The sequence below is a fragment of the Candidatus Uhrbacteria bacterium genome (genome assembly GCA_016699205.1).
In the GTDB taxonomy this organism is placed as follows: domain Bacteria; phylum Patescibacteriota; class Patescibacteriia; order 2-12-FULL-60-25; family 2-12-FULL-60-25; genus CAIXDN01.
This window is the reverse complement of sequence record CP064964.1, coordinates 15,927-41,933: the sequence shown is the minus strand read 5'-3', so window position 1 is coordinate 41,933 and position 26,007 is coordinate 15,927. Positions and strand designations below refer to the sequence as shown.

The following is a 26,007-nucleotide window of genomic DNA, read 5'->3' as shown; positions in this document are numbered from 1 at the left end:
GCCTAGCCCAGCTTCCGCAGTTTGTCGACGGCAGCCAATATCGGAAAAACGATCACAGCACGGAAGATGCGCTTCCAGCGATATGGCTCAACAATCAATCTCCAGAGCCACTCCAGCCCAAAAGAGCGCATCACATGGGGGGCGCGCTTGGATTTCCCGCTCCAAAACATCAATGTCCCGCCAACACCGACAACAGCTTTCAACTCAGGAAAATCGTTTTGATGCTGAGCGATCCAAGTCTCTTGACGCGGATGCCCCATCGCAACCAATAAAACCTGCGGACTAAACTGGATCATCCGTCCGCGCGCCTCTTCCGTCGCATCGTCCTCTTCACCTGTCGTCGATACGCTGCCGCCTTGCTCAGCCATAATCGATAGATCCGGATAGGCGCGCTTGATATCGGGTAAAGATGCTTCCGCCTCTCCATCCATTCCGCCAAACAAACCAACGCGCCACTTCTTGTCATGCGCAAGCTGTAACAGTCGTTCAGCGAACTCGACGCCTGTCACACGCTTCGTCCGGCAAAACGTCGCAAGCCACAATCCAAATCCATCAACCAATCGGACATCCGCTTTACGCAGTACATCCCCATAAGATCGATCACGTCGCGCTTCTAGTAAAATCTCCGGATTCGCCGTCACCACCCAAACCGATTTTCCAGCTTGTTCGATATACTCAACGGCCGTCGGCATGGTCCAGCCTTCAATCGGCACGCCAAAAATAGATCTCATACATTTATTGTCATTGCGAGGAGTCCGACGACGAAGCAATCCTGAGCCCTCAGGCCCGGATCAAGATTGCTTCGTTCCTCGCAATGACAAATCATTTCCATTTTTTCACGCGTTTCACAAACTCTTCTCCGCGATCATACTCATTCTTAAACAATCCGAAACTCGCACAGCCAGGAGAAAGTAAAACCAAATCCCCTTTCTCGGTATATTTTTTTAATTCGACAAACACGGCATCCATATCAGCACAATCGATAGAACAAATATCATGCTTCTTAAAGAGTTTCTCGATCTTTTTATGCGCCGTGCCTGCCAAAAGATATACACCAACGTCGTAGCGCTTCTTCAAAAGCTTGGTGACTTCTTCAAAATCTAGTTCCTTATCAGCACCGCCAAAAATCAAATGCACCAATCGATCTTTTGTTGCAGGATACGCATTCAAAGCCGCCATCGTTCCATCCGGCGTCGTCGCCGTCGTGTCATTCACAAAAGTCACGCCTCCCTTGATACCAATCGTTTCGATGCGATTAGGCAAACCTTTAAACTTCTTCAATGAAGTCTTGATAACGCTCGACGAAACACCCAATTTCTTGGCAACCGCAGCCGCAAAACTCGCATTCATCTGGTTATGCTCTCCCGGAATCGATAACGCGAATTTCTCCTTCTTTACGCGTACAACATTTCCGGCAGCTTCTTTTGCATATTCATCAAAAGATGTATCTGTCGGAAAAAAGACAAGATCATCCGCGTCTTGATGCCGGAAAATCTGCGCCTTGGCCTCCGCATACTCGACCATCGAAGGGTACATATTCAAATGGTCCCGCATCAAATTGGTCCAAACAGCAATATGCGGAGAAATGCCAGCATCGCCCGTTCCTTCCAACTGGAAGCTGCTCATCTCCAACACAACCAAATCATTAGGCTTTACCTGAGACAAAAACGTCAGTGGCGATACTAAAATATTTCCTCCTAACCAAACCTCTCGCCATTTCTTGGACGACCACAATACTTCGTGAATCATCGCGGTCGTCGTGCTCTTACCGCGCGTTCCCGTAATACCGATCACCGGACAAGGACAAGCCTCCAAAAACAAAGCCAAATCGCTCGTTACCGATTTACCCAGCTTACGCGCCAACTTCATCTCTTTCGATGAATCCCGCACACTCGGTCCGCGCACGATCAAATGCGCCCATTCAATATCCTTAGGATCATGCTTTCCCAGCTTGAATCGAACATTCTTGAAACGTGAAAGCTGCTTCACATTATCTGCGAGCTGCGACTTGGTCTTGAGATCTGTCGCAATCACCTGATCTCCCGCCTTCGCGAAATGCAAGGCAGCGGCCACGCCGCTTCCCTTAGGATATTGTCCCAATCCGAGAATCAAAACATTCATTGTCGCACATCCTTATACAATTTCTCCAATTTGTCGACGACCCTTGCCCAAGAATACTCTTTCTTCACCATTTCTCGGCCGCGCTTACCACGCTCCTCAACCATTACCGGATCTTCCAAAACAAGCTCGATTGCCGTCTTTAGCTCATCCCGATCATCGGTCTTGAAGGAAATACCGCTGTGATCGATCAGCTCGAGGTTCTCCTTAATATCGGACATGATAACAACCTTGCCTGCCGCCATCGCCTCGATAATCGTCACCGACAAACCTTCTGCTCGCGATGGATGAATAAACGCATAGCAATTAGCAAATAGCTGACGCAGCACCGTCCCGCTCTGATAACCGATCAGACGCACGCGTAAATCGCGCTCGGCTAAATTCCGAAGCCGATGATCATACTCGGTCGAGTGGAATGACTCACCAACAATCACCAAAGGAAAATCGCTCTTCACGTGACGATACGCTTCAATCGCCACTTCATATGCTTTATTAGGAACCAATCGGCCAACGCCCAAAAAATATTGGCCTGGCACCAATCCAAAACGCTGCAGCTCCGATGCGCCCTGCGGTCCAAGAAGATCGGCACCATTCGGAATATAATCCGTCTGCTTCTTCCATTTATTTCTGCACCAAACCTGCAGCGTGTGCGAGATCACGATCGTGCGATGCGGAAAATGCACCGCTGCCCATTCGCCAAATTTCAAATAACTCTTTGCGAACCAACCCCATTTGGAATCAAACCAATCACGACTGTGAAATGTACAAACAACTTTTACCTTTGGCTTGAAGACGCGAGGAATCCACGCCATCGTCGATGGTCCGACGCCATGATAGTGGATGATATCGGTCTCCTGAAACAACACATGCAAGGTCGATAAAAAAACGTGAGAAATCGTATCCAAATTTTTGGATCGAAAGGAAGGGATGCGAATCAGGCGTACGCTATTCCATGTATGTTTTTTATAATCCGAATACTTACGGATATAAACACTGACGCGATGGCCGTGCTCCGCCAAACGCGTCGCTATTTGTTCCACATGTCGCTCAACACCGCCGGCTCCTGGGACAGAGTCGGACGGAATGCCTTTGGCACCAATCATGTGGACGCGCATGAATGTCGCTAGCATAACGAAAAAACACTCGTCTTGCGAGTGTTTTTCAATGGTGGGACCGGCGGGGATTGAACCCGCGACCGTTGGCTTAAAAGGCCACTGCTCTACCAGCTGAGCTACAGTCCCATTAAAGTGACAGAATAATACTAAATCCTAGCCAAAAATCAAGAGGATAACGAAGGGGCCCGATCGACAGATGTCGACCGGGCCCCACAGAGTGTCGGAGAGAGGTCAGCTGCAGACGAAGGTCTGCACCCGCGCGGCGCGCTTGAGCTTGGCGCCGTCGAAGTCGGCGAGCCGCTCCTCGGTGCCCTTGGCCGTCGTCTTGGGGTTGCCCCACTTGATCGACGTCTGGTTGCACCGCTCCATCGCGAAGACGGTGGCCCGGATCTTGAAGCGCGCGATCGAGAGCTCGCGGCGGGTCTCCTTGACGAGCTGGTCCGCCTCCTCCCAGTTGAGCTTGGACGCGTCGTAGGACTTGGGCTTGTAGCCCATCATCCGGTACTCGACGGTCGTCGCCTGGTAGGTGTCGCTCTCGCGCTCCTCGTCCTTCTTGGCCTGCTCGCGGTAGAACTGCGAGTCGGTGTCGACGAGGGGCGTGAAGCCGCCCGCGACGATCGCCTTCTTGCGCGCGTTCAGCGCCTTCTGCTGCTCCTCGAGATCCGCCTCGTGACGCATGAGGCCGACGAGACCGAGCGTCGCGGGCTTGGCCCACGCCGGGCTGATCATCTTGAGGCTCCGCAGGTCGAGGCTGTACGTCTTCGCGGCCTCGTACTTGGTACCGGCCTTGATGACGCCCGCCTCGACGAGCTGGGTGAACGACGCCTCCGAGAGACGCGCCTCGAGCTCGGGGAGCACGAGGTTGCCGTCACGGATGACGTTGTAGGTCCGGAAGACCTTCTTGTCCTCCGGCTTGGCGCTCTCGATGATCTCACCCTTCTCGTTGCGCGGCAGGACCTTCACGTCCTTGATCGTGCGCAGCGAGAAGTTGAAGCGCTCGTCGTTGCTGATGAGGTCGAGCACCTCGAGCGTGCGATCGCCGTTGCCCTGGAGCACCGCCGGATCGGTCTGCAGCTCCCCGCCGCGCTTGTAGGCGCCTTTGGGGATGTACAGGACCGAACCCTTGTCCTCGATGAGGAGGCGGAGCACGTTCAGGATCGAGTGGTTCGGACCCACGGCCTTGAGGCCGGTGCCGATGAAGCGCTTGCCGTCGGTGAAGACGCGCCGCATCGTGTCCTGCGTCTCGCGGGCCTCGCGGTCGGTGAAGGCGTTGCCCACCTTCTCCGCGAGCCCGGCGTCGCCGGTGATCTCGAGGTACTCGGCGGCCGTCGCGTTCTGCCCGGAGAGCACCGCCTGTGCGGCGTACGCGCGGATGAACGAGGCCTTGTCGGCCTCCTTCATCTCGTCGAGCGTGATCTCCTTGCTGAACGTCTTGCCGTTCACGCGCCCGTCGATCTTGATCGACTTCACGCTCTTCGTCGTCTCGAGGAAGAGCGTCGCCTTGCCCTCGAAGAACGCGCTGGACGTGAGGTGACTCCCCTTGATGAGGCTCACCTGCGGGGTCACGCGCACGAAGCCCGTGATCTCGCCCGCGTTGGGCTTGAAGGCCACGTCGACCGAGCCGCGCACCGTCTTCTCGAAGGTGTCGCGGATCCCGTTCAGCACCGCGCTGAAGTCCTCGATCTCGCTCACGTGGCGATACAGGCCGTTCTGGCCCGACTCGCTCATGAGCGACGCGAGGAACTTCGCGTCGTACCAGTTGCCGTAGCCGATCACCGAGAGACCGGCGCCCGCGTCGGCGATCGCCTTGGCGGCCGTCTCGGCCTTGGTCTGCTCCTTCTTCACGTCCCACTTGGTGGGCACAGCGCAGCCGTCCGTGAAGAGGATCGCGATGTTGTCCGCGTCGTTGGCGACCTTCTGGATCGTCTTGAGCGCGAGCTCGAGCGGCTCGGAGAAGACCGTCGTGTCGAGGATGCGGACCTCCTCCTTGATGGCCTTGATGACCATCTTCCGACCCTTCTCGTCGCAGCGCGTCGGTCCCGCGATCGCCTTCGCGCGGCCGTGGCCGCTGAAGATGATCACGGAGGCGAAGTCGTCCTTGCCGAGCTCGGCGACGAACTTCTCCGTGTCCTTGCGCACGTCGTCGATGACCGAGCTCATGGAGCCCGAGCAGTCGATGACGAGCATCAGGTGCCGGTCGCCCATCTTCTTCTCCGGCTTCACGCCGATCTCGAGGAGGATACCGTGCTTGTTGATCTGCTGGATGGAACCGGAACGAGCGCTGACGATGTCCATTAAGGACCTCTCTCTTCAATTGTGCAGGAACATGATCTTCTGACCATCAGTGGACAAAAAGACCCTCTGTCTCCAGAGGGGGCTATTAATAACAAAGATTATATTATGCGTCAAGATCGACTCTTCCGATAAACGATGTAACCCAAAAGCACGCCGCCGATCAGTAGCGGCAAAACGAGCAAACGCGCTCCGGCAACACCCGTCCAAAATGCCACCATCCAAGCCGCGCTCACAAGAATGCCGGAAGGAAGATGCTTTCCGTTCAACAACTTCGACAAACAAATCGCAGCAAAGGTCCCGGTCAACATCCAGCCCGCGAAATTTGTCCATGGTACCTCGTAATAAAGTCCCGGATTTGAGTAACGCCATAGACCGACAGAGACGGCACCCGGGTCCAGCACAAAATCCATCGCCGTCAACAAAACAGCTGCATAGATCCCGCGTTGAACGGAACCGCTGAAACGGGCTCCCGCTATAGTAACCGCTCCAAGCAAAAGTGGAATCCACGCAAAAGGAACCGTCCAAGGCACAAGCCCAAAAACCCTCCAACCAAGATCCCCCGTATATTGGAATGCACCGTATGGAAATCCGCTCCACGTTCCCAATGCCTCAACCAACAATGCAAAAACACCCAAGCCCGATAAGGCAGCAAGACCCTTTCTCCAACCAACAGTTCTAATCAACCCATGAAAACTTGGTAAAGAAATCAAAAGAATCGCTACAACGGAAACCATCGGATGAACGGATCCGAATCCTTGCTGAGCTGCCAAGAAACCAATTCCTCCCGCTGCCGCAATTCCGGATCCAAAGAAAACGTTTCCGTTCATACAAGACTAGGCTAGTATACCGTTATCGACTTTATGGAAGCAAAGACCTTTCTCAAAATCAGCCGACCAAGATTCTGGATCTATCTCTTAGGTCCGTTTTTGACTGGTCTAGCTGCCAACGGTTTTCTGCAGTCAATTCCATCGCTTATCACGAGCATTAGTCCTGGTACGCTTATCGTTTCCGTAGCCCCGCTTGGCATATTTGCCCTCTATTTCACACTCCCTGCCAACCTGCTTATTTACGGAGTGAACGATATTTTTGACTATCAAACCGATATCCTGAACAAGAAAAAGGAAGGATATGAAACGACGCTCCGTCCTGCCAATCGACAACAGCTCTGGACAATCATCGCGATCACAAATCTTCCTTTCTTGATTCCGGCAATCATGGCAGGTGTCTTATGGCCTGCATCCTTCCTCGCTTTGGCTGGGTTTTTGTTTTTTGGAATATTCTATTCCGCTCCCCCGATCCGCGCCAAAGCCATTCCCTTTTTTGATAGCGCCTTCAATATTCTGTACCTGCTTCCAGGCCTCTTTGGCTTCCTCATCTATAACGATCCAACGAACGTTCAAATTCCCCTCGTGATCGCAGCAGGCTTATGGTGCATGGCCATGCACGCCTACTCTGCGGTACCAGACATCCATGCGGACCGCGGCGCTAATCTGCGCACGATCGCAACATTTCTGGGAAGAAACCGAACCCTCTGGCTCTGTCTTTGTCTCTACGCTTCCTCAGCACTTCTCACGATCCAAAGCCTTGGCTGGCTAGCCTATGTTCTTGGCACGATCTACGTCGCATTAATGGCACGTTCATTACAAGCCCGCTCCGATGAAGCTCTCTTTAAATACTATACATGGTTCCCGCGCATCAACGCGCTCGCCGGCTTCATCTTATTTCTCTTCGCGTTGAATTACGCCGGCTAATGGTCCATCGCTCGAATCACCAACGATACGCTTATAAGCCAGCTCGGCCGAAACCAAGCAAATCGGCATTCCGATACCCGGATTGGTTCCAGCTCCAACATACAAAAGATTCTCAACCTTGCGATTAATATTATTTGGCCTAAAAATCGCCGTCTGTCCCATCGTGTGAGCAAGTCCTAGCGCCGAACCTCCCAAGCTATGATAGCGCTCGCCAAAATCTTTCACGCTAAAAAATTTTTTGTACTCAATGCGCTTTTGTAAATTTGGAATCTTCATCTCTGATTCCATCATGCCGAGAATTTTGTCGCCGTACTGCTCCAATTGCCCTTGAGTGTATTCAAGCCCGGATGCGATCGGAACCAAAACAAAAAGGTTTTCCTTTCCGGAGGGAGCAACGCTCGGATCCGTAACAGATGGCGCGCAAACATAGAGCGATGGATCGCTCGGCCACTGCGGACGATCAAAAATCTCTGCAAAATTCTTTTCCCAATTTTTTGAGAAAATAAGATTATGATGCGTTAATTCAGGAATACGTCCATCAACGCCCAAATACATAATAAACGCAGACGGTGCGAGCGTACGCGATTTCCAATACGTGTCGTCATGCATTCGCGATCCTTCCGGTGTCAAAACCATGTCCGTAAAAGCAATATCCGCATTTGAGATCACGAGATCGGCTTGAACAACCGATCCATCCATGAGCTCCACACCATGTGCTTTCCCTTGATCCACAAGAATGCGCTTCACTTCTTTCTCTATCTCGATCGTTGCACCATTTTTCTTTGCCATAGCAACGAAAGCCTCGACAATCTTGTAGATGCCACCCTGCGGATAAAAGACACCCATCGAAAAATCGATGTGGCTCATGATGTTGTAGAGCGCAGGGGTGTTATAGGGCGAGCTCCCAAGAAATACCAGCGTATATTGCATGATCTTTTGCAAAGCATCGCTTTTAAAGAAGCGCTTTACATATCGATCCATCTTGGTAAATACCGAGAGACGGCTACCCTCGATCATCGTTTTCCAATTGAAAAAATCCAGAATCGAATCGTAATTCTTGAACAAGAAGTGATTCTTAGCGACTTCATACTGATACCCCGAGCGCTTCAAATATTCGCGGACCTGCGGCGTGCTGCCGGGTTCTAAGGCTTCCAGTGTCGGAAGATCTTTTTCCAAATCAGAATGAATATCCACGACGCGATTCTCATCCTTAAAAAAAATCCGGTAAGAAGGTTGAAGCTTTTTCAAGTCGAGATAGTCCTCAACACGCTCTCCCATCAATTGAAAAAAATGCTCAAAAATATCCGGCATCAGGTACCAGGACGGTCCCATGTCAAACGTGTACCCTTTCTCAGAAAACACCGATGCCCTTCCGCCCGGCTGTTCATTTTTTTCAAACACGACGACCTCATAACCGGCTTTGGCAAGGAAACAGGCTGTACCCAATCCGCCAAATCCGGAACCGATAATCACAGCTTTTTTCATACGTTAAATCGAGATTGAATCGTTATACGGATTTTTTCCAATGCGCTTGTAGAAACGCGCTTCAGAAAAATATGATATGCCTGCTGCTCGATCTTGCGTAAGATCGCCCGGTATAAATCGCTCGCAGAACGAACGGCAAAACGGCCTCGTCGATGTAAGAGATGGATGCCCTTATTCGCCTCTTCATAGAGTCGGTCCGCTCTGGCAATTTGAAATTTCATGAACGATTCAAACGCAGCCGTCATTTGATGCGAACGCAAATCTTCTTCCGTGATCCCATATCGCGCGAGCTCATCCTGCGGAAGATAGATACGGTCACGGGTCTCCAGATCCTCGCGGATATCGCGTAAAAAATTTGTGAGTTGCATCGCATATCCAAGCTTCTTGGCATAAACGAGAGCCTCGCCTTGAAAGCCGATGACATGCGACATCATGAGTCCTACCACAGCGGCAGATCCATACATATACTGCTCCAACTCCTCATAGGTTGCGTAACGATTTTTCCAGGTATCCTGTATCATCGCATCCAAAAACGACTCCGAGTATTCAAACGGGATTTGAAAACGTTGAAATGTATCACGAGCCGCCATCAAGACCGGTTGGCGGCTTTCTCCCGACCTCCACTCTTCGCGATAGCGCTCCAGCTCACCCTTAACATCATTCGTCTTCGGATTATCGACGATCTCATCCGGTAGACGAAAAAACGCATAAAGCGCAAACGTTGCTAAACGTAAATCCTTGGGGAAAAAACGCGTGGCAAAATAATAACTCTTTCCATGCTGAGCCTGGATCGTTCGGCAAACGTCATAAGCGCTCTCAAGTTCTGTCGTCATGATCAAGTGGCTCGAGCTCGAATATACTCGACAAGCTGGCGGAATGGCTTGGCATGAACCGGCTTAAGTTTCGCTGCATCAACGGCATCAAGCGCCTCTTCAAAATATCCATCGATCAGCGCCATGCCATGCTCAAACGCACCCGATTCAAGAAACAATGCCATCACGCGAGGGCGGTCCTTCTCCGTCAGCTCCGCTCCAACCATCAGCTCCAACTCACGTTTCTGCTTTGCTGTACCGCGCATACGGATAAATTGCGTAAATACCGTATGATTCCCCTCTCGTAAATCAGAGAATGCGGTCTTTCCAGTCTTACTCGATGGCGTTGTTAAATCGAGCAAATCATCCTGGATCTGAAATGCCGTACCGAGAGGCAGCCCGTATGCTTCACAAAAGCGCGCTGTCTTTCCATTCGCTCCGGCAATCGCAGCACCAACCTGCATGGGTCTGACAAACGTATAGCTCGCCGTTTTCAAACGCATCTTATCCGCCAGCAATGCATCATCAACAGAGCGTCTCGTCATCACATCAACATCGATCATCTGCCCAACCATCACCTCATCGATCATCATCTGGAATGCCGGCCAACCCTTTGTACCTGCCACCTGACCAACCGACCAGGCAAAAAGCAAATCGCCAATTAAAATCGCTTGAGCCTCCCCGAAATGCTTATGGTCGCCATGGCGTTTCAGTTGCTTCAAACGTGAAGCAATGTGCTGATGCGCCGTTTTGATGCCATGTCGTTCGGTTCCATGGTCCATGATGTCATCATGGACAAGCGCAAAAGCGTGAAACAATTCTAGCCCGGCAAAAACTTCAAGCACACGCTTATCATCGCGTCCACCAGAAGCCTTATAGGTAAGCCATGCCATATAAGGTCGAACGCGTTTGCCGCCAGCCATTAAAAGCTCGCGGCTATAATCGATCGTCTCTCTGATAAAGACATCCTTTGTCAGACCTTGATAAGAACCTAAGATTTTCTTGAGCAACTGCTCCAAAACCGGATCAAACCGCTTCTTAAAAGCCTGTATCTCCATAATTCAATTAACGAGTATACTAACCCACGGTTGACAAAATGACCAATCCCTGATTCGCTACATCAGCTCATTCAACCGGAGACTTCTCGATGCTGACACTGATTCGCGCCTTCTCCCAAAATCTGCCCGACGGCCGCATCCGCGAGATGTCGTTCCATCGCTCCGACAACGGCCTCTACATCGCCTCGCTGACTGCCAACCTCGGACAGCAGGGCGACCACCTGTGGACCGGCGAGCTCGGCTATTGCTCCAAGCCCGAGCTCCTGAAGCTCATCAACGAGCTGCAGAAAGAGCACGCGCGCAACAAAGCACAGCTGTTCACGATCGAGGTCCCCATCACCTGCGCCGATCACGTCGAGCGCGAAGGTGCGAGCGGTCCGATGCGCAAGGGGCCCCGGAGCGGCTACCAGACGGCCACCATCACCCTCAGCGGATGGCACAAAATCGAGCTCATGCTCCAGGACCTCGAGAGCGCGCTCGTGTGGGCGGAGTAGCCGCACCATCCTCTTCCTTAACTAGTACGCCTCGCACAACTCCGTGCGAGGCGTTTATATATGTCATTGCGAGGAGTCCGACAGCGAAGCAATCTTGAGAACCAACTCTCCCAACTCCGTTCCATTATCCGTAGCAAAAAATTCATGCGCTGCGTTTCCCATGCGCTCAAGTTCTCGCGCATCAGACAAAATATGCTTTGCCAACTTCACAAGAATGCTGGAAAAATCCTCCTGATCCTGTTTCACATACAACCCAGCCTTGGCGCGATGAAAAGCCTTGGCATTCTCCTCCTGCTGATTCCCGGAAATCGGCACAATAACGGCAGGCTTAGAGAGAGCAGCAACTTCTGACAGAGCCCCAATGCCAGCGCGCGTCACCACCAAATCAGCCGCGGCATACGCATACTTCATCTCTTCAGCATTTAAAAACTCTCGTACAACATATCCTTGGCGATTATTCCGGGACTCCATCTTTCCTTTTCCTGTGACATGCAAAACCTGAGCAAATCCCAACCATCCTTCCAGTTCATGATCAATCGCGTGATTTAATGCCGATGCACCCGTCCCTCCGCCAACAATCAAAACCACGGGCTTTGTATCATCAAAACCAAAATGCTGACGCGCCTCTTGCTTCGTCGGCATCACTTCCGATAAAAAACGTGAAGGCGTCGCAATCCGCTTTGATTCGACTCCAAAAGGCAATTTATCGTACTCAAATGAAGTCGTGATCGATTGGCATAATTTAGCCACGGCACGATTCGACAAACCCGGAACAACATCCAATTGATGCATCACGCACGGAATACCGAGCTTCGCTGCTTCTCTCACCACCGGAACGCCGGTAAACCCTCCAGCCGTCACCACCACAGAAGGCTTAATCGATTGAAGCGCCTCTTTTGCCTCACGATGTGCCTTCATCGAATCAAATGGGAACGTAAATAACCGAATATCAACATGTCGCGGCAGCTTGGCAACCGTAATCGGGATAAAACGCATTCCCTCCGCTTCAACCACCGCACGCTCTGGTCCATCCGGCGTTCCAAACCAGACAAATTCGAAGGTGTCATTGCGAGGAGTCCGTGACGAAGCAATCCTGATCGCCTTCGCCACGGCCAAAAGCGGCGTGACAGGTCCAAGCGTTCCTCCTCCGGCAAAAGCAATCGTTTTCATAATTATAGTTCACGTTCAGCACGCGGAATCCCAGCAACCAACCCGGCAGCGGCAAGCAAAATCGTTAAAGAAGTACCTCCATGTGAAATAAATGGCAATGTAACACCCGTAATCGGCATAAGCCCGATCATGGAAGCGATATTCATCCAAGCCTGTATCCCAATCCAACATCCAAATCCGGCAGCAAGCAAGGAACCAAAGCGATCTCTTGATTTACGAGAGATCACAAAACATCGCCACACAAAAGCGACAAATAGCATGAGCACGAGCAATGTAAGAAAGAATCCAAGCTCCTCAGCCATCACGGCAAAGATCGAGTCAGCCTCGACTTCTGGCAGGTACAAAAATTTTTGACGCGACTTTCCAAAACCCAAACCAAGAAATCCCCCGGAGCCAACCGCCAAAATAGCTTGGTTGATATGATAGCCAATACCTTTTGGATCCAGCTCCGGATGCAAAAACGTCATGAAACGCGCTGCACGATAAGGAGAAAGCTTGATCAACATCGTAATCACTGCAGCGCCTGCAGCCGACATACCGATAAACCAAACCATCGGAGCACCGGAGTACACATACATGAACAATGACATCACCGCGATAACAGCCGTCGTTCCCGTATCTGGCTGCGCTACCAACATCAGACAAACGCCGCCAAGCGCTCCGGCAAATGGCACAAGCTCATGCCAATCGCGCATCCGTTCCGGCGTACGCCCTGCAAACCACGCTGCCAAATAAATCAGGAATGAAAATTTCACGATTTCCGACGGCTGAAAACGCAAACCGGCTATCGTCGCCCAGCTATGCGAACCTCCAACCTCGACACCAATTCCGGGAACATATGGCAAAAGCAGTAAGCCAAATGACGCAACCAATGCCGGAAATGCCAAACGCTTCCAAATACGATAATCGATAAAGGCAAACAGCAAGAACAATGTCATTCCCGGAAGCACGCCTTGAAGAATCTGGCGCTTCACAAAAAACAACGAGTCATCGTAGCGCTGAAACGCCACAGGCCCCGTCGCTGACATAAGCACCGCAAGCCCGAGCACCGTCAAACCCAAAACCAGTCCGACAAGAACCGGGTCGAGGGCGAGCAGGCGTTGTCGGAGCGTGTACTTCATGATTTTAGATAGAATCGATAAGCGCAAGCACGATTCCAAGTCCGGCCAGCACAAACGAAATCATCCAAAAACGCATCACGATTCTCGGCTCGCTCCATCCAATCGCTTCCAAGTGATGATGAATCGGTGCCGACAAAAAGACTTTCTTACCGCGCAATTTCTTGCTCGTAATCTGAATGATCACAGACAAGCTCTCGATCACAAAGGGCAAACCAATCACAAGCAGCAGCAGCGGCTGATTGGTCATCAATGCAACAACAGCGAGCACGGTTCCAAGCGACATCGCGCCCGTATCGCCCATAAACACATCAGCCGGATTGATATTGAACCAAAGGAATCCGATCAACGCGCCGATAATAGCCGCACACAAGGTCGCAAGATCAAAACGACCCTGAGACCAAGCGATCACGGCATAGGCTCCAAAAGACGCAAACAACGTTCCCCCGGCCAATCCATCAAGTCCATCAATTTCATTAACAGAAAATGAGGTCGATACAACAACAAGGATAAAAAACGGCACATACCACAAACCGATGTCATACGTTCCGACAAATGGAACGTGAAGTTGATCCCAACCCAAGCGCGTGTAAAACCACCAGGCTCCAAGCACTGCCACAAGCGCATACGACAAAATGCGATAGCGCATGCGCAAACCGCCGCCTTTTCCACCACCTAGTCGGCGAATATTAAGGTAATCATCAACCAAACCGACAATCGCAGCTAACGCCATCAAGCCAAGCGGCAACCAAGTTTGTCCACGTGAAAGAAAGTTCGCATCACATAGCCATGTTCCGGGAAACAGCTTGCATCCAAAAGCAAAAGCAAAAACGATCAACAAAACCGTCGCCCAAATCACGATTCCACCCATGGTCGGCGTTCCGGCTTTTGCGGCGTGCTTGGCAGCCATGACAGGAGCCGATGCCGCGTCGCGGATTTGCTTGCCCATCTTGAAATGTTTGAGCAAGCGAATAAGGCCAGGCATCGCGATCGCGGAAATCGCAAATGCCAATGCCGTCATGCCGAGCGGACGCGCAACCTGTATCAAATCAGCGATCATACGTTAAACAATGAAAGATAGAAAAGAGCACCGGCCCAGGGAAGACTCCAGGCGAGGGCAAAAGAAACAAGAGCTGCCGAGACATGCGAGTCGGTACGGTACATTCCGTAAGCGACAAGAATATCGGCGAGCGTAAAGAGAAGCCAGACAATCGGCAGAACAAGCGCCCAGACCCAAGTGCGTACGTCATCGATACCAAGATAAATATTATAATGGTAAACAAGACTTCCGCGGCTCTGGGCCGATGGCAGCACCTGCAAGATGTAAGCCGTTCCGACCAAGATCGGTAACGCAATAGCTCCGAGGGAAAGCCAACGCATCCACGGCTTGCCCCAGGCAAGTTTAGCGGAAAAGAGCCATGCGCTGAATGTCATGACAAGGGTTAGACGACCTGCTCGACCTCTTTTACGTCCGGAAGCATCTCAAGCAAGGTCTCTTCAATACCGGCTTTAAACGTCATTTCCGACATAGGGCATCCGACACACGCCCCCTGGAACCGAACCTGTACTTTTCCCGTCTCCGGATCCGCGTCGATCAACTCCACATTGCCTCCATGCATCGCAAGGCTGCCGCGCACCACATTCAAGACCTCCTCGATCTCCGACTTCATTTCCTCGCGATTTTTGCCCATATAAAGCAGAATTTAACGCATAATCACCCGCTTGACAAGTCACCAGACTTCGCGTAACCTAGCGCCCATCTCCCAATTTTGATTTATGGCACATAAAAAGGCTGGCGGTTCTACAAGTTACGGCCGCGATTCCCAGGGTCAGCGCCTGGGTGTTAAGAAGTACGCCGGTGAATATGTAAAAACCGGTAATATTATCGTTCGCCAGCGTGGCAGCGTTATTCGCGCCGGCTTGAACGTTATGAAGGGCAAGGATGACACCCTTTTCGCCGCCGCTCCTGGTATCGTCAAATTTACCAACAAGCGCATGCGCCGCTACACCGGACACTTCAAACTCGCCAAGTTTGCCAACGTGATCCCGGCCGAAGCCAAAGCAGAAGCCAAATAAAAAATCTCCCCGCTCGTCGGGGAGTTTTTTTATTTCTTACTTGCCGCTTTCACAAACCCGAGAAACAACGGATGCGGCTTAAACGGCCGCGACAGGAATTCCGGATGCGCCTGCGTCCCCATAAAAAACGGATGCTTCTTCAATTCGACAATCTCCGCAAGCGTTCCGTCCGGCGATTCTCCGCTAATCATCATTCCCTTTGCTTCAAATGATTTGCGATAATCCGAATTAAACTCATATCGATGGCGATGTCGCTCCTCGATCGCGGACTCTCCATAAAGCTTCCTTGCCATCGATCCCGCCTTCAGTCGACAAAGATAAGATCCCAAACGCATCGATCCGCCATAAGACTTATTCTTCATCTTCTCCTCCTGCTCATTCATGAGATGGATAACCGGGTGCGTCGTCTGCGGATCGATCTCCGTCGTATTCGCACCCTTATGATGCAGCACATGTCGAGCAAACTCGACGCAAGCCAATTGCATCCCGTAACACAATCCCAAATACGGAATCTTATGTTCACGTGCATACTGCGCGGCAAAAATCTTTCCTTCGACTCCACGACTCCCAAATCCGCCTGGAACAAGAATTCCATCGAGTTTCTTGAGCTGCTTAATCCCCTCGATTTTCCGCTTCCCATTTTCCAAATCCCCTGCATCCAACCAAACAATCTCCGGCTTCCGTCCTATCGACCATGCCGCATGCTTCACCGACTCAAGCACGGAGATATAGGCATCGCTCAAATTAAACTCCCCGCTCGCCGCATACTTACCCACAATGCCGATACGCACCGGCTTCTGGGATTGCTCAATGCTCGCAACCAATTTTTTCCAATACCGCAAATCCGGCTTCTTGGCGCGCAGCTTCAGCTTCTTCACAACTTGCATGCCCAACCCCTCTCGCTCCATAACCTGTGGCACTTCATAAACCGACCTAACATCAGGCGCGCTAAAAATATCATCAGGTCCAACAGAGCATTGAATCGCCAATTTCTTTTTGCGAGGTTCATCGATCGGATGCGTTGATCGTCCGATGATGAAATCCGGCTGAATACCAGCAGAGTTAAGCGTACGCACCGCGTATTGCGTCGGCTTGGTTTTCATCTCTCCTAATGCGCCTGGAACTGGAAAATAGCTCACCAAACCAACCAAAACATCATTCGGTGTCGCAATCTGCATCATGCGCGCCGCTTCAAGAAACAAAACGTTCTGGTACTCGCCCACCGTCCCGCCAATCTCGATAATCGTGACATCCGCATCATGATGCTTGGCCGCAGCTTGAATTCGACCAATAACTTCCTGCGGCACATGCGGCACAACTTCGACCGTCTTTCCACCGTATCCGAGCGCACGTTCCCGCTGAATAACCGACAAATATACTCGGCCCGTTGTCATGTAATTCACCTTCAAGATGTCTTCATCAAGAAAGCGTTCATAATTTCCAATATCCTGATCTGTCTCATCGCCATCGCGCGTCACAAAGACCTCGCCATGTTCAACAGGATTCATTGTTCCCGCATCGACATTAATGTACGGATCGATCTTCACCGCCATCACCTTCAACCCTCTGGCTTTTAAAATCGCGCCCAACGATGCGGACGCGACTCCTTTACCGACACCGGACATAACGCCTCCGGCAATGAAAACAAATGTGCGTCGCTTTGGCATACGATATTTCAGAATACACCTCATGCATCCAAACCAAAAGATGGGTCAAGGGAGATACCGAGCACTGTTGACAAAGCGAACAAAATTTGATAGCAAATACAACGCAGGAGGAAAAATGCGTCGCAAAAATCGAACACCCGTTCGCCGCAACCATCTCCGCCTCGTGGATCAAACGTACCGAACCCCGCCGCGTAAGTATGTACGAGTCCGCCTCGACTTCTCAGAAGAAGCAAAGAGGCGTCTCGACGAAATCCGCGCTCTTGGCGGACAGGAGACGAACGCGCAGCTCATCGAAGACGCACTACGTGTCTACGAGTGGCTACTCAATGCGAGGCGAGCTGGGAAATATCTAGAGGTCGTAACGCCCATCATAGTATTCGGGATCCAGATCTTCGAACGCACTGAACGCATCTTCAAGGATGGTTCGTGATGACCGAGAAATCCCGGAAGCGTTTGCAGATTGAAGCATCCCCAAAGGTCATCGCACAGATAGAAGAGCTCGGAGCGCTCATCGATTCCGCCTCCACCGCCGAAACCGTGCGTCGAGCGATCAATCTCGCTCTTACGCTGGCAAAAGAACACAAGAGCAACAACGGCAAGCTGGAGTTCATCGACAAAGACGGCAAAGCCAGCGTTCTCGTCATCTTTCTCTGAAACAAAGCCTCGCGTCGATCTGGCGCGGGGCTTTCGCATTTTTATTTTCCGTACCGTCTCTGTCTCGTCTTGTATTCCTCGATGATCACGTCGATATCTTTCTCGTCAATCGCGGGCCAATTCTTTTTCAGCCAGTAAAACTCACTATACGCGCTCTGCCACAAAAGGAATCCACTCAAACGTTCCTCGCCACTCGTACGCACAATCATGTCCGGATCAGGCATGTTGGGCCAGTACAAACGTTTTGAAATCGATAATTCATCGATCGCTTCAGGTTGCATGCCTTCCGCCACGATTTCCTTCACCGCATCAACCAATTCCGTGCGTCCGCCATAGTTCAAACAGATCGCAAACGTCATTGCATCAAAATCTTTGGTCGCTTCCTGCGCCTTGTCGATCAACTCAAGAATACGCGGTTTGAATCCCTCGCGGCGTCCCAAAATCCGCAGCTTGATTTTACGCGAAATAAAATAATCCAACTCTTTGTCGAGGGCGTGCTCAAGCAGCGTCATCAAAAATCCGACTTCCGTTTCACTACGCTTCCAGTTCTCGGTCGAGAATGCATAGACCGTCAAAATCTCGACGCTTCGTTCCAAGCACCAATCCCCGACTTTCTTCATTGTTTCGTACCCGGCACGGTGCCCCTCGACGCTCGGCAAGCCCTTTTCCTTGGCCCATCGGCGATTGCCATCCATGATCATCGCAAGATGTCTCGGACCAGCCAGTTCTGTTTGGGACATAATGGCCAAGAATAGCCAAAAGAAAACGACTCGTCAACTTGTCCCGCAAGCTCGATTCTGTCAGTCTAGAATCGCCAAGGAGGAAACATGCCGCATCCCCCGTACCATCGGGTTCGCGCACGCTACTCGTTCCTTGAGCGCGAAGCCTTTGAGTTCTACTGGAGCGCCCCGACCGATCGCGCGATCTCCATCGCAGAAAGCTACCAAGTCTGGTACGCCGACCACATGATTCTGCTGCGCACAATCCCAAGCATCTTCAGCCTCCTGCCGGATATCAAGCGCCAATGCGGTCCTATCATGGTTCGCAAAGAGGTGATCTACCTCGTCGACCGAGAAGAGAATCTCCTCGGCTGGACGACGTGGAACCGTGATCCCAACCAACGCCTCGTCTCCCTGTTCCGGCTCTTTGATCCGGCACAGGTCGACACCATCCACGTCTTGTCTCGCAGTTACGGCTGTCGCCGATCCAAACGACGCCGTTCCATCGTCACCATGCACGCCCTCCAAGGCACAATCATCCACGCCCCAAAGGGCGGATTCGCACCCTTGGTCGCAAAGGCCCTAGCCCCCTGACCCTCATTCCCCGCCTCCACTCGACGAGGCGGGGAATTTCGTTTATTCTGCGCCCCATGCATCTCATTGATGGCAAAGCTCTCGCGGTCAAAATCCGTCAAGAAATCGCGCAAGAAGTGTCTGCCTTTGGCCGGCACCCACGCTTAAATGTGCTTCTCGTCGGCGATGACGCTGCTTCACGCCTCTACGTCGATCTCAAACAAACGGCCGGCAAAGAAGCTGGCGTAGACGTGATCGTCGATCAGCGCGGTATCGACTCCACCCAATTAGAACTCGAGGCATTGATCGACGCCTGGAACGCCGACGATGCCGTCGACGGCATCCTCATCCAGCTCCCCCTCCCATCCGGCTTTGATACCGATGCCTTAATCAAGCATATCGCCATCGAGAAAGACGCGGACGGCTTCCATCCCAACAATCCAAATCTCGTCTCACCTTTACATGAAGGTATTTTGCTCTTGATCAATGAGACGCCGCTTAAACTTCCGGGCAGCCAAGGCGTGATCATCGCCAACTCGGACATCTTTGCCAAACCGCTAGAAAAACTCCTGACGATTGGCGGCGTCTCCGTCGATATCATGCGCCCGGACGACATCAACAAAACGCTATTGGAAGAAGCCGAGCTTGTTATCTCGGCGATTGGACGTCCGCTTTTTCTTCCTGCCGCACTCCTAAAGAACGGCGCCGTTTTGATCGATGTTGGAACAACGCGTGAAAATGGAAAAACCTACGGCGACTTTGATATCGAATCCATCCGCAATACCGATTGCTGGCTTACGCCTGTGCCGGGGGGAGTTGGTCCGATGACGGTGGCGTTGTTACTGAAGAACGTCCTTCGATTGGCAAAACTTCGTTAATCTCTTTTTTCTGCTTGTGGCGTACGCGCCAAGCCGCGGCAAAAACAGCCAAAATATACACGCCCAAAATCGCCAAGCTATGCCAGTTATAGCTGAGGCCGACGATTTTAAGATTTGCACCCGTTCTCCACGCAACAATCGCGATCTCGAGCAGAGTCCCAAACACGATAAACACCGCGCTTACGGCAGCCGCATCAATCCAACGAGGCACATGACGCCCAAATGTCCATCGCGCAAAAAGATAGGTAATACTAACATGGTAAACATACGATAAGCCGACAGAAAGGTCCGGTAACGGCGTCCACTCGATCCACGGAATAAAATAAAGCAATACCGTCAGAACCATGTGGCGCGGAATGAGCCAGAACAATGACCGCATCAAAATATGTTTGTTCATAGCGTTTCACGAAATAGAATACGCTGAATCATACCAAAGAGATAGGTCCCCGTAAGCAAAACGATAATAAATAAGCCCAGAAGCCGCGTCGATGCGCGCCGTTCTTTTTCATACGCCTTAAACGCCATCGCACACACCATCAATCCGTTCAAACCGACAAATACCGATCCGATAAACCCGATCGTTCCCAAGAAATCCCGCGAGAACACCAAAAGCATTAAAAGCGGGAGACCGAGCGCGATCGCAGTTGCCTGCCTCGCATTCAACTTGAAGTCCAAGTCCAATGTCTCCTTCAAATCCTCTGCCATATTCAAATAGGCAGTCATAACAGAAAGTAGCCCAAGGAACGGAATCAAAAGCGCCCAGCCGCTCGGCAAAACAGAAACAATATCGGGAATCGTTCTCAGCGGATATCCGCGAGCCGCCAAGAAAATCGATACGCCAAACAACCAAGAAAGCAGTGCCGACACACCGGAACCGATCGCCACGGCCCAAAATGCATCTTTTTTGTTGCGTCGAACAATCTCAACCGCCTCCCCCACCGATGACAATCCCGAAAGGGCGTAAAGAAAAATACCAAAAGGCAAAAACCATCCTACCCAGCTTCCCGCTCGAACAAAACCAGCATCAACCAAAGGCCAAGCGATCACGACCGCCAAAAGCAACGCTGCCATTTTTGCACTTGTCGCGATTGTATTGATCCGGGCGACGGCTTTCAATCCAAAAAGAATCGTGACTCCCCCGCCAACCCAAAAAACCATCTGCCAAAAACCAACCGGGATATTCAATCCTGCCGCACGCGCTAAAACAGAAAAAAACTCTCCGCCTAGAACGACATACGCAAAGATAGAGGCAATGAGCTGCAGCGGATACGTTATCTGGGCCACTGTATGAAAAAACGGGTCCAAACGCCGCGCAACCAAACCCGTCAACCGCATGCGTTGACGTTCATGCAGAAGCAAACCGGCAAACAACACATGCGTAATACCGCTCGCCAATGCCAAAATCCAAAACAACGCCGTTCCCGGCCAAAAACCAACAGCCGCAAAGGCCGCAGGCAGCGCAAAAATTCCAGCGCCAATGATCGTTCCGACCATGGTCAGCACCGCCATCAATATAAAACGAGCACGACTGTTCATTAATCGATATTATACATGATTTTTGCCGATTCCCTTTAAACCCTTATCTTGCGTCGTAAAACACCAGTATACTCGGCACTTTTTCTTATCTTGCGTACACGTCGAGCAGGCCGTAAGGTAACCCCGATATGTCCCAGCTTGAGCGACTAACCCCGCAAAACCTGGAGGCGGAACAGTCATTTTTAGGCTCCCTGCTTCTCGACAAAGACGCCATCATCAAGGTGGCGGACATGTTGCAGCCGGACGATTTTTATAACGACAAGCATCGCCGCATCTACGAGGCGATGATCGACCTGTACCGCAAGTCCGATCCGATCGATCTTCTCTCGCTCGGAAACCGTCTTCAGGAAAAGGGTGAACTCGAGCAGATTGGCGGCCGCGCAGAACTCATCAGCCTCGCCAACGCCGTTCCAACCGCCAGCCACGTCGTTCACTACGGAGAAATCATCCAAAAGAAAGCGACCATGCGTCGCCTGCTTCAGGCCGCCGGAGAAATCACCGCGCTCGGATACGATCAGGCGGAAGACGTTGCTGTTTTGCTCGACCAAGCCGAAAGCAAACTTTTCAATGTTTCGCAGAAATTCTTAAAACGTTCCTTTACCCCGATCCGCGACGTTCTCTCCGACGCCTTTGAACGCATCGATGAATTACACCGCGAGAAAGGCAAACTCCGCGGCATCGCCACCGGCTATACCGACCTGGACGCCATCCTCGGCGGCCTGCAAAGAAGCGACTTGGTCATCTTGGCCGCGCGTCCTTCTTGTGGAAAAACCGCTTTCGCTCTCGATATCGCCCGCTTAGCCGCCACAAAAGCGCGCATTCCTGTCGGCATCTTCTCTTTGGAAATGTCCAAGGAACAGCTTGTCGATCGTATGATCTGTTCCGAGGCCAACGTCGATTTGGGCCGTATGCGTACCGGAAAACTCAATGAAGGCGGCGAGCACAGCGACTTTGAACGCATTGGCCACGCTCTGGGCGTTCTTTCCGAAGCGCCAATTTTTATCGACGACTCCGCCTCGGCCAACATCATGGAAATCCGCACCAAGGCCCGCCGACTCCAGATGGAACACGGCCTTGGTATGCTCGTGATCGACTACTTGCAGCTCATGGAAAGCCGCTCCAAGTCCGCCGACTCCAACCGCGTGCAGGAAGTTGCAGAAATCACACGTGGTCTCAAAACCATTGCTCGTGAATTAAATATTCCCGTCCTCGCCCTGTCTCAGCTCGCCCGTTCCGTAGAATTACAGAAACCAGCTATCCCGCGTCTCGCCCACTTGCGTGAATCAGGCTCCATTGAGCAGGACGCCGACGTCGTCATGTTTATTTACCGTAAAGCCGCCGACAAAAACTACCGCCCGGAAGAAATCTCTCCAGAAGAACAGAACCTCGCAGAAATTCACATCGCCAAACATCGTAATGGCCCGACCGGCTTGGTCAAACTCTTCTTTGACGGTCCGCGTGCCAGCTTCCGCAACCTCTCACGCGCCAACATGGGCGGCGCTCCGCTCCCCCCGCCGCCAACTGGCGCTCCGCTCGCCGCCGCCCCAAGCGGAGGACAGCTCCCGCCAGGCTCCCCCATGGTCGGCTCCGGCGTTCCGTTCTAAACTATCCAAACTCCTATGTTCTCCAAACTCAAACAATTCAAGGATCTCAAAGATAAAGCCAAGGTTATTCAGGACATGCTCGGCAAAGAGTCGGCAGAAGGTGAAGCCGGTTGGGGCAAGGTAAAGGTAAAAATGAACGGCAATCAGCAAGTTCTGAATGTCACGATCGACCCATCCCTCATGGATAATCGCGAGAAACTCCAAGAGCTGCTCCGCGATGCCACCAACGACGCCGTCAAAAAGATTCAGACCGTCATGGCCAAGAAGCTCAAAGAAACCGGCGGCCTCGACTTGGCCAACGAGATGGGCGACCTCATGAAATAAAACCGATGGCGCAGCTTCCTGACCCAATCCAGAACGCCGCCGCGGCGTTCGACAGCCTTCCCGGTGTCGGACCCCGGGCGGCTTTGCGTTATGCCTACTTTCTCGTAACGCAGCCGCGAGAAGTCGTGGAACGCTTTGCGCGCTCCCTCCAAAGTCTCGCGGACCGCATCCGCACATGCGAGACTTGCGGCCAATGGTCAGATCGCTCCCCATGCTCCGTTTGCTCCGATCCGTCTCGTGATCAATCCATTATCTGCGTCGTCGCTACTTCACCGGATGTCCAATCCGTAGAAGAGACCGGCGTCTTCAAAGGTCGATATCATGTCCTCGGTGGCACGCTCGATCCAATTGAAGGCCGCACGCCAGATACCCTCACCATCACCCAGCTTGTCTCGCGTCTCAAATCGACACCTACGATCACAGAAGTCATTCTCGCCCTCGATGCCGACGTCCCAGGCGATGTCACATGTCTCTACATAGGAAAACAGCTTGAACCGCTTCAAATCAAAGTAACCCGCCTCGCCCGAGGCCTCCCAACCGGCGCCGCCCTAGAATACGCCGATGCCCACACCCTCTCCGATGCACTAAAAAATCGCCGTTAGGCGATTTTTGTGATCTTTACCTTGGTGAAATGCTGACGGTGTCCGGTGCGGCGCGTGTAGCGGCTCTTAGCCTTGTACTTCACGACACTGATCTTCTGCGAGCGGCCATGAGCGACAACTTCGCCAGAAACCTTGCCGGCAATCGTCGGGGTGCCGACATTCACTTTATCGCCCTCAAAAGTAAGCAACGCTTCAAAAGAAACGGTCTCACCCGGCTGGGCTTCCAACTTCTCGATGCTCAAGATATCGCCTTCTTTGACGATATACTGCTTGCCACCGGCTTTGATTACAGCATTCATAGTATTTGAGAATGGGCGTAGCTTAGCGGAGTCTCGATAACCTGTCAACCCATCGGACTTACCATTTTTTGGCTAAAAATCGACCTTATCCCCCACCCTCAACCCATATCTCCTAGCTCCCCCAGCCGTAAGCTCCAAAACCATATCCGCCGACTCTGCAGGCGTATGAACTTTGGGAATTCCTCCTGTTTCCGAAGGCGGTGGCATGTCTGCCGCGATTTCAACAACAACCCCATCCCGGAGCCAAATCATGTCGATTGGAAAATTCATCCGATACATCCAAAACACGTGAATATCTTCCGTGGGCATCTTGAACAACAAACCTTCATCATCCGCCATCGATAAACGCCCAGACAAACCCTGCTGAATCCCGGTTTCATCATCAACCGTCTCATATCGCAATTCCATCCCGTTAAGCTCGATCTTCTTCAAAAACGTCCAGCGGCTTCCCTCCTCCTCATTGTAACGATACGAAACCGTATAATCATTCTCTACAAAATGACGGCCCTCTTGCAGAGCATTGATAAAAAAATCTTTAAAAGAAAAACCGATTACCGATACAACAAAAGCCCCGATACAAAACAAGATGATGATCACTTTCCAGAGATTAAAACTCCATGAACCCATATAGGTTAGTTCGATGATTTACGCGCGTATTTCCCCGCAATGAATGAAAGCCCTCCCGTTGCTACGACAAGAAAGAAAAAAACTGCCACTTTTCCACGCGTCTGTAACGATAATGCCAGCAAACCGCACAATAGTGAAAGCCCCCACATCACCATCACCACTTGCCGCTGCGATAATCCCGCATCCAGCAGTTTGAAATGCAAATGCGTCTTATCTCCCCTAAACGGCGATACGCCGCGCAACATGCGTCCCGTAATCACCAGCGACGCATCCACCAATGGCAAACCAAGCGCCATCAAACCTGTCGCCAACTTAGCACTTCCGACAATCGACAAAAATCCAAGACAAAATCCCGCAATCGTACTTCCCGACTCACCTAGAAATTGTTTCGCCGGATGAAAATTGAAAGGCAAAAAACCAAGATATGCACCTCCGACAATAACCGCGAGCAACGCCACTTCCGGTTGGAAAAACTTTCCGGTCGCCAAACTCGCGATCAAAAAACTCCCAATCACGACCTGACCCGTAACCAATCCATCAACGCCATCCATCAATTTTGTTGCATATGTCACGATCAACATCCAAGCGATGGTCGGCAAAGCTGTCCATGGTAGATAAAAGGCACTTCCATCCGCCCAATTTGTGACATGTGTAATCCGGGTTCCCGTTACGACAACAAGAATGGATGCAGCAATGGGAAACAAAATTTGTAATCGCGGGTGCAAGTCATATTTATCATCGAGCATTCCTCCGATTAACAGAATTACTATCCCGCCCACAAAACCAAAGATCGGCATGGTCTGCGGCAGAAAGAAAAGCGCTCCAGCTATGATCGAAACCGCGATCCCAAGCCCGCCCCACAAAGCAATTGGTCTCTCATGAATTTTTCTACCTCCTTTTGGATGATCAACGATACCAATTTTCAGCGCAAAATAACGAACAACAAACGTTGCAATGAGGCTAATCGCCCCAAAGCCAAATCCAATAAAAATCAGCTCAACCAAGCTCATTAACTGCATGATTTCATGTTAG

General features: G+C 51.6%; 30 protein-coding genes and 1 tRNA gene. 10 read left to right on the top strand and 21 right to left on the bottom strand.

What is annotated here, in order from left to right:
* Positions 1–2: 2 nt before the first annotated feature.
* The 6 genes from IPH19_00235 to IPH19_00210 form a co-directional block, all read right to left on the bottom strand.
* Positions 3–731 carry a WecB/TagA/CpsF family glycosyltransferase gene (locus tag IPH19_00235; GenBank protein ID QQR60889.1) on the bottom strand — a complete coding sequence of 243 codons (729 nt, stop codon included), beginning with the start codon at positions 729–731 and terminating at the stop codon, positions 3–5.
* A 91-nt stretch (positions 732–822) separates the two neighbouring features.
* On the bottom strand, positions 823–2,121 hold the full coding sequence (gene murD / locus IPH19_00230; GenBank protein QQR60888.1) for a UDP-N-acetylmuramoyl-L-alanine--D-glutamate ligase: 1,299 nt from the start codon (positions 2,119–2,121) through the stop codon (positions 823–825).
* A complete protein-coding gene (locus IPH19_00225) occupies positions 2,118–3,233 on the bottom strand; it encodes a glycosyltransferase family 4 protein (GenBank protein ID QQR60887.1) in 1,116 nt (371 codons plus the stop codon). Before IPH19_00225 ends, murD begins: the two co-directional genes overlap by 4 nt.
* A gap of 50 nt (positions 3,234–3,283) precedes the next feature.
* Positions 3,284–3,359: transfer RNA gene (locus tag IPH19_00220), tRNA-Lys, on the bottom strand.
* Between the two features lie 105 nt (positions 3,360–3,464).
* On the bottom strand, positions 3,465–5,528 hold the full coding sequence (locus IPH19_00215) for a VWA domain-containing protein (protein ID QQR60886.1): 2,064 nt from the start codon (positions 5,526–5,528) through the stop codon (positions 3,465–3,467).
* Between the two features lie 110 nt (positions 5,529–5,638).
* Complete coding sequence (locus IPH19_00210; GenBank protein ID QQR60885.1) at positions 5,639–6,355, bottom strand: carotenoid biosynthesis protein; 717 nt, start codon at positions 6,353–6,355, stop codon at positions 5,639–5,641.
* Positions 6,356–6,388: 33 nt separating this feature from the next.
* On the opposite strand from IPH19_00210, the gene IPH19_00205 reads away from it, so the two are divergent.
* A complete protein-coding gene (locus tag IPH19_00205; protein QQR60884.1) occupies positions 6,389–7,279 on the top strand; it encodes a prenyltransferase in 891 nt (296 codons plus the stop codon).
* Here the strand turns inward: IPH19_00205 and crtI are convergent.
* From crtI to IPH19_00190, 3 genes are read right to left on the bottom strand one after another with little or no spacing between them, the layout of a single operon-like run.
* The gene (crtI, locus tag IPH19_00200) at positions 7,247–8,764 is read right to left on the bottom strand and encodes a phytoene desaturase (protein QQR60883.1); all 1,518 of its coding nucleotides are present in this window, start codon (positions 8,762–8,764) and stop codon (positions 7,247–7,249) included. The two genes, IPH19_00205 and crtI, sit on opposite strands and share 33 nt — an antisense overlap.
* Complete coding sequence (locus tag IPH19_00195) at positions 8,761–9,597, bottom strand: phytoene/squalene synthase family protein (GenBank protein ID QQR60882.1); 837 nt, start codon at positions 9,595–9,597, stop codon at positions 8,761–8,763. Before IPH19_00195 ends, crtI begins: the two co-directional genes overlap by 4 nt.
* 2 nt (positions 9,598–9,599) lie before the next feature.
* Positions 9,600–10,634 (bottom strand): polyprenyl synthetase family protein, encoded by a 1,035-nt coding sequence (locus IPH19_00190; GenBank protein ID QQR60881.1) that lies wholly within the window; start codon positions 10,632–10,634, stop codon positions 9,600–9,602.
* Between the two features lie 89 nt (positions 10,635–10,723).
* On the opposite strand from IPH19_00190, the gene IPH19_00185 reads away from it, so the two are divergent.
* The gene (locus tag IPH19_00185) at positions 10,724–11,128 is read left to right on the top strand and encodes a hypothetical protein (GenBank protein QQR60880.1); all 405 of its coding nucleotides are present in this window, start codon (positions 10,724–10,726) and stop codon (positions 11,126–11,128) included.
* A gap of 63 nt (positions 11,129–11,191) precedes the next feature.
* Here the strand turns inward: IPH19_00185 and IPH19_00180 are convergent, their stop codons facing one another.
* From IPH19_00180 to IPH19_00160, 5 genes are read right to left on the bottom strand one after another with little or no spacing between them, the layout of a single operon-like run.
* Complete coding sequence (locus tag IPH19_00180; protein QQR60879.1) at positions 11,192–12,298, bottom strand: glycosyltransferase; 1,107 nt, start codon at positions 12,296–12,298, stop codon at positions 11,192–11,194.
* A gap of 2 nt (positions 12,299–12,300) precedes the next feature.
* Positions 12,301–13,419, bottom strand: coding sequence for a putative lipid II flippase FtsW (gene ftsW / locus IPH19_00175; GenBank protein QQR60878.1), 1,119 nt, complete (start codon positions 13,417–13,419; stop codon positions 12,301–12,303).
* Positions 13,420–13,423: 4 nt separating this feature from the next.
* Positions 13,424–14,476, bottom strand: coding sequence for a phospho-N-acetylmuramoyl-pentapeptide-transferase (gene mraY, locus IPH19_00170; GenBank protein ID QQR60877.1), 1,053 nt, complete (start codon positions 14,474–14,476; stop codon positions 13,424–13,426).
* The gene (locus tag IPH19_00165) at positions 14,473–14,850 is read right to left on the bottom strand and encodes a hypothetical protein (protein QQR60876.1); all 378 of its coding nucleotides are present in this window, start codon (positions 14,848–14,850) and stop codon (positions 14,473–14,475) included. The genes mraY and IPH19_00165 overlap by 4 nt, the downstream gene beginning before the upstream one ends.
* Before the next feature lie 8 nt (positions 14,851–14,858).
* Positions 14,859–15,086, bottom strand: a complete 228-nt coding sequence (locus IPH19_00160) for a NifU family protein (GenBank protein QQR61347.1) — start codon at positions 15,084–15,086, stop codon at positions 14,859–14,861.
* A gap of 106 nt (positions 15,087–15,192) precedes the next feature.
* Here IPH19_00160 and rpmA point away from each other — a divergent pair, with 106 nt between their 5' ends.
* Positions 15,193–15,492 (top strand): 50S ribosomal protein L27, encoded by a 300-nt coding sequence (gene rpmA, locus IPH19_00155; GenBank protein ID QQR60875.1) that lies wholly within the window; start codon positions 15,193–15,195, stop codon positions 15,490–15,492.
* Between the two features lie 29 nt (positions 15,493–15,521).
* Here the strand turns inward: rpmA and IPH19_00150 are convergent, their stop codons facing one another.
* Positions 15,522–17,159 carry a CTP synthase gene (locus tag IPH19_00150; GenBank protein ID QQR60874.1) on the bottom strand — a complete coding sequence of 546 codons (1,638 nt, stop codon included), beginning with the start codon at positions 17,157–17,159 and terminating at the stop codon, positions 15,522–15,524.
* A gap of 115 nt (positions 17,160–17,274) precedes the next feature.
* On the opposite strand from IPH19_00150, the gene IPH19_00145 reads away from it, so the two are divergent.
* Positions 17,275–17,589 (top strand): hypothetical protein, encoded by a 315-nt coding sequence (locus IPH19_00145; GenBank protein ID QQR60873.1) that lies wholly within the window; start codon positions 17,275–17,277, stop codon positions 17,587–17,589.
* Entirely contained in the window at positions 17,589–17,813 is a 225-nt protein-coding gene (locus IPH19_00140; GenBank protein QQR60872.1) for a hypothetical protein, read from the top strand. Before IPH19_00145 ends, IPH19_00140 begins: the two co-directional genes overlap by 1 nt.
* A 41-nt stretch (positions 17,814–17,854) precedes the next feature.
* Here the strand turns inward: IPH19_00140 and uppS are convergent, their stop codons facing one another.
* Positions 17,855–18,553, bottom strand: a complete 699-nt coding sequence (uppS, locus tag IPH19_00135; GenBank protein ID QQR60871.1) for a di-trans,poly-cis-decaprenylcistransferase — start codon at positions 18,551–18,553, stop codon at positions 17,855–17,857.
* Positions 18,554–18,640: 87 nt separating this feature from the next.
* On the opposite strand from uppS, the gene IPH19_00130 reads away from it, so the two are divergent.
* Positions 18,641–19,126, top strand: coding sequence for a hypothetical protein (locus tag IPH19_00130; GenBank protein QQR60870.1), 486 nt, complete (start codon positions 18,641–18,643; stop codon positions 19,124–19,126).
* 56 nt (positions 19,127–19,182) lie between these two features.
* A complete protein-coding gene (locus IPH19_00125; protein QQR60869.1) occupies positions 19,183–19,983 on the top strand; it encodes a bifunctional 5,10-methylenetetrahydrofolate dehydrogenase/5,10-methenyltetrahydrofolate cyclohydrolase in 801 nt (266 codons plus the stop codon).
* Here the strand turns inward: IPH19_00125 and IPH19_00120 are convergent.
* Together IPH19_00120 and IPH19_00115 are read right to left on the bottom strand one after the other, a co-directional pair.
* Positions 19,901–20,380 carry a hypothetical protein gene (locus IPH19_00120; GenBank protein QQR60868.1) on the bottom strand — a complete coding sequence of 160 codons (480 nt, stop codon included), beginning with the start codon at positions 20,378–20,380 and terminating at the stop codon, positions 19,901–19,903. The two genes, IPH19_00125 and IPH19_00120, sit on opposite strands and share 83 nt — an antisense overlap.
* Positions 20,377–21,519, bottom strand: coding sequence for a hypothetical protein (locus IPH19_00115; protein ID QQR60867.1), 1,143 nt, complete (start codon positions 21,517–21,519; stop codon positions 20,377–20,379). The genes IPH19_00120 and IPH19_00115 overlap by 4 nt, the downstream gene beginning before the upstream one ends.
* A 128-nt stretch (positions 21,520–21,647) precedes the next feature.
* Between IPH19_00115 and dnaB the strand changes: the two genes are divergently transcribed.
* Genes dnaB through recR form a run of 3 tightly spaced genes read left to right on the top strand, consistent with a single transcriptional unit; the run spans position 21,648 to position 24,049 of the window.
* Positions 21,648–23,123 (top strand): replicative DNA helicase, encoded by a 1,476-nt coding sequence (gene dnaB / locus IPH19_00110; GenBank protein ID QQR60866.1) that lies wholly within the window; start codon positions 21,648–21,650, stop codon positions 23,121–23,123.
* 15 nt (positions 23,124–23,138) lie between these two features.
* A complete protein-coding gene (locus IPH19_00105; GenBank protein ID QQR60865.1) occupies positions 23,139–23,447 on the top strand; it encodes a YbaB/EbfC family nucleoid-associated protein in 309 nt (102 codons plus the stop codon).
* Between the two features lie 5 nt (positions 23,448–23,452).
* Entirely contained in the window at positions 23,453–24,049 is a 597-nt protein-coding gene (gene recR / locus IPH19_00100) for a recombination protein RecR (protein ID QQR60864.1), read from the top strand.
* Here recR and rplU read toward each other — a convergent pair.
* The 3 genes from rplU to IPH19_00085 all read right to left on the bottom strand — a co-directional run bounded on the left by rplU (position 24,046) and on the right by IPH19_00085 (position 25,994).
* On the bottom strand, positions 24,046–24,348 hold the full coding sequence (gene rplU / locus IPH19_00095; GenBank protein ID QQR60863.1) for a 50S ribosomal protein L21: 303 nt from the start codon (positions 24,346–24,348) through the stop codon (positions 24,046–24,048). The genes recR and rplU overlap by 4 nt on opposite strands.
* 72 nt (positions 24,349–24,420) lie before the next feature.
* Positions 24,421–24,975, bottom strand: a complete 555-nt coding sequence (locus IPH19_00090) for a DUF192 domain-containing protein (protein ID QQR60862.1) — start codon at positions 24,973–24,975, stop codon at positions 24,421–24,423.
* 5 nt (positions 24,976–24,980) lie between these two features.
* Positions 24,981–25,994: an undecaprenyl/decaprenyl-phosphate alpha-N-acetylglucosaminyl 1-phosphate transferase gene (locus IPH19_00085; protein QQR60861.1), complete on the bottom strand. Its 1,014-nt coding sequence runs from the start codon at positions 25,992–25,994 to the stop codon at positions 24,981–24,983.
* Between the last annotated feature and the right edge of the window lie 13 nt (positions 25,995–26,007).

Coding starts and splice junctions, on each gene's coding strand:
- IPH19_00235 (QQR60889.1), bottom strand. CDS start 731: ATGAGATCTATTTTTGGCGTGCCGATTGAAGGCTGGACCATGCCGACG.
- murD (QQR60888.1), bottom strand. CDS start 2,121: ATGAATGTTTTGATTCTCGGATTGGGACAATATCCTAAGGGAAGCGGC.
- IPH19_00225 (QQR60887.1), bottom strand. CDS start 3,233: ATGCGCGTCCACATGATTGGTGCCAAAGGCATTCCGTCCGACTCTGTC.
- IPH19_00215 (QQR60886.1), bottom strand. CDS start 5,528: ATGGACATCGTCAGCGCTCGTTCCGGTTCCATCCAGCAGATCAACAAG.
- IPH19_00210 (QQR60885.1), bottom strand. CDS start 6,355: ATGAACGGAAACGTTTTCTTTGGATCCGGAATTGCGGCAGCGGGAGGA.
- IPH19_00205 (QQR60884.1), top strand. CDS start 6,389: ATGGAAGCAAAGACCTTTCTCAAAATCAGCCGACCAAGATTCTGGATC.
- crtI (QQR60883.1), bottom strand. CDS start 8,764: ATGAAAAAAGCTGTGATTATCGGTTCCGGATTTGGCGGATTGGGTACA.
- IPH19_00195 (QQR60882.1), bottom strand. CDS start 9,597: ATGACGACAGAACTTGAGAGCGCTTATGACGTTTGCCGAACGATCCAG.
- IPH19_00190 (QQR60881.1), bottom strand. CDS start 10,634: ATGGAGATACAGGCTTTTAAGAAGCGGTTTGATCCGGTTTTGGAGCAG.
- IPH19_00185 (QQR60880.1), top strand. CDS start 10,724: ATGCTGACACTGATTCGCGCCTTCTCCCAAAATCTGCCCGACGGCCGC.
- IPH19_00180 (QQR60879.1), bottom strand. CDS start 12,298: ATGAAAACGATTGCTTTTGCCGGAGGAGGAACGCTTGGACCTGTCACG.
- ftsW (QQR60878.1), bottom strand. CDS start 13,419: ATGAAGTACACGCTCCGACAACGCCTGCTCGCCCTCGACCCGGTTCTT.
- mraY (QQR60877.1), bottom strand. CDS start 14,476: ATGATCGCTGATTTGATACAGGTTGCGCGTCCGCTCGGCATGACGGCA.
- IPH19_00165 (QQR60876.1), bottom strand. CDS start 14,850: ATGACATTCAGCGCATGGCTCTTTTCCGCTAAACTTGCCTGGGGCAAG.
- IPH19_00160 (QQR61347.1), bottom strand. CDS start 15,086: ATGAAGTCGGAGATCGAGGAGGTCTTGAATGTGGTGCGCGGCAGCCTT.
- rpmA (QQR60875.1), top strand. CDS start 15,193: ATGGCACATAAAAAGGCTGGCGGTTCTACAAGTTACGGCCGCGATTCC.
- IPH19_00150 (QQR60874.1), bottom strand. CDS start 17,159: ATGCCAAAGCGACGCACATTTGTTTTCATTGCCGGAGGCGTTATGTCC.
- IPH19_00145 (QQR60873.1), top strand. CDS start 17,275: ATGCGTCGCAAAAATCGAACACCCGTTCGCCGCAACCATCTCCGCCTC.
- IPH19_00140 (QQR60872.1), top strand. CDS start 17,589: ATGACCGAGAAATCCCGGAAGCGTTTGCAGATTGAAGCATCCCCAAAG.
- uppS (QQR60871.1), bottom strand. CDS start 18,553: ATGTCCCAAACAGAACTGGCTGGTCCGAGACATCTTGCGATGATCATG.
- IPH19_00130 (QQR60870.1), top strand. CDS start 18,641: ATGCCGCATCCCCCGTACCATCGGGTTCGCGCACGCTACTCGTTCCTT.
- IPH19_00125 (QQR60869.1), top strand. CDS start 19,183: ATGCATCTCATTGATGGCAAAGCTCTCGCGGTCAAAATCCGTCAAGAA.
- IPH19_00120 (QQR60868.1), bottom strand. CDS start 20,380: ATGAACAAACATATTTTGATGCGGTCATTGTTCTGGCTCATTCCGCGC.
- IPH19_00115 (QQR60867.1), bottom strand. CDS start 21,519: ATGAACAGTCGTGCTCGTTTTATATTGATGGCGGTGCTGACCATGGTC.
- dnaB (QQR60866.1), top strand. CDS start 21,648: ATGTCCCAGCTTGAGCGACTAACCCCGCAAAACCTGGAGGCGGAACAG.
- IPH19_00105 (QQR60865.1), top strand. CDS start 23,139: ATGTTCTCCAAACTCAAACAATTCAAGGATCTCAAAGATAAAGCCAAG.
- recR (QQR60864.1), top strand. CDS start 23,453: ATGGCGCAGCTTCCTGACCCAATCCAGAACGCCGCCGCGGCGTTCGAC.
- rplU (QQR60863.1), bottom strand. CDS start 24,348: ATGAATGCTGTAATCAAAGCCGGTGGCAAGCAGTATATCGTCAAAGAA.
- IPH19_00090 (QQR60862.1), bottom strand. CDS start 24,975: ATGGGTTCATGGAGTTTTAATCTCTGGAAAGTGATCATCATCTTGTTT.
- IPH19_00085 (QQR60861.1), bottom strand. CDS start 25,994: ATGCAGTTAATGAGCTTGGTTGAGCTGATTTTTATTGGATTTGGCTTT.